Here is a 1,612-nt window from a genome sequence, read left to right as displayed (position 1 = left end):
TGAGAAGACATGCCGAGCCACTGATCTGCAATGTGGGGAGCACTCCTTCTGTCTTGACGGGGAGTGTTACGAGGAGGCGCCCAAATTGAATAACAATTTTGATAAGTCCGTTGCGGCACTGGCAGGGCTTGCCGAAGCCGTGAAAGACATCGGCGACCCACCCAAAATATTCACGGGAAAGCCGATGAAATGCAGTAAGAAACTCGCGGGCTTCAACGATTGTTGTAAAGACTCAGGATGGGGGCAAGGATTGGGAGCGAAATGCAGCGAAGCGGAAGAAGCGCTGGGGGAAGCCAAAGAGAAAGGCTTAACCCTGTACGTGGGGCAATACTGCGCCAAGAAAGTGCTGGGTGTCTGCACCCGTAAAAAGCGCAGTTACTGCGTTTACGACAACAAGCTGGCCAAAATCATCCAAGAGCAAGGGTCTCTTCAGCAACTGGGTAAACGGTTAGGCAGTGCTAAAAATCCCACCTGCGCCGCTATTACGCCCGAAGAACTGGGTCAAATCAATTTTGAATACATTGATTTTAAAGAGTTCTACCCGGAAATGCGTGCCAACACCAACCTCCCCAACTTTGATGAAATCAAGAAACGACTTCAAAGTGCCACGGGCGGATAACCGCCTCCACGGAATCAAGGTCTATGATGATGAAAAAACCTCTGCTTTGCGTCATTACCCTAGCGCTGCTGACTCACCTCCATCCAGCTCTTGCTCAAGAAACCCCTCCTGGGTGGCGCTGGTACAACGAGCCAAAGGCAATGCCCGTAACGCCCAAACCTAAGCCGCTACCAAGCAACACTCAAACCACCGTATCAAGCCCTAAAACGTTATCGGCGACCGAACAGATGGCCTGGTTTCACTCTGTGCATATTGAAGCGCAAAACGACGCGGCCATTCATCCCAAAGATAAAGACAAGCTCGCGAAGTTTTTAGCGTTAAATCATTTTATCACGGACCAAACCGACCAATTAGGCATGACCTTTAAAGCGCTGCTGCTCGAAAGACCTGAGTTCTCTTACACCAAAGACCATCCGACAGAGCAAGCGGCAAGACAAGTGTATTTAGCACTGGAGGATAAGAAGAAAACCGACGCGGTTGAAAAGATGAAACAAGACGGATGGGGCTTTTTCTTTGTTTATGAAGGAAAAGATACGCTCAGCCAGCAACTCGCCCTGTCCATTCAAGCGTTTGCTGACCAATACCATTTTGAATTATTGGGCATCAGTAATGATGAAACCTTCATCACTCACCTCAAAGAAAACCGCCACAACCAAGGCAAAATAGCGGTGCCTTTTACACCGGCATTAATTTTAGTGCACCCAAGCACTGGAGAGATGAAGCCACTGGCGTACGGCTGGATCAGTCAAAATGATTTAGTTGGCCGCTTTTACAACGTCGCCACCCACTTTGAGCAATCGGATTTTTAAAGCAACTTCATCCATATCGCTCTCTTAAATGATGTTCCGTTTCTTTTATTTCTTCTTTTCCCCTAAAACGTCAGGAGGCGCTATGCCATTTCTTCGTACCCTTGTGCTTGCTTTTTTGATTCATGCCGCCAGCGCACACGCTGCCATGCAAAACCAATATGCCCTGGTGTTCTTTTTTGAAAGC

At 48.3% G+C, this 1,612-nt stretch carries 2 protein-coding genes; both read left to right on the top strand.

What is annotated here, in order from left to right:
* The coding region (gene traN, locus AB4496_RS19470; RefSeq protein WP_372127435.1) for a conjugal transfer protein TraN at positions 1-619 on the top strand (619 nt) is incomplete at its 5' end.
* A 23-nt stretch (positions 620-642) separates the two neighbouring features.
* Complete coding sequence (traF, locus tag AB4496_RS19465; RefSeq protein WP_372131668.1) at positions 643-1,428, top strand: type-F conjugative transfer system pilin assembly protein TraF; 786 nt, start codon at positions 643-645, stop codon at positions 1,426-1,428.
* The last annotated feature ends 184 nt before the right edge of the window (positions 1,429-1,612 follow it).

Source organism: Vibrio sp. 10N.222.46.A1 (genome assembly GCF_041473595.1).
Taxonomy (GTDB): domain Bacteria; phylum Pseudomonadota; class Gammaproteobacteria; order Enterobacterales; family Vibrionaceae; genus Vibrio; species Vibrio tasmaniensis_A.
The sequence above is the reverse complement of the archived record's forward strand: the minus strand, read 5'-3'. Positions and strand labels throughout refer to the sequence as shown.

Excerpts from the sequence above, each read along its gene's own strand:
- traF (WP_372131668.1), top strand. The coding sequence starts at position 643 with ATGATGATGAAAAAACCTCTGCTTTGCGTCATTACCCTAGCGCTGCTG.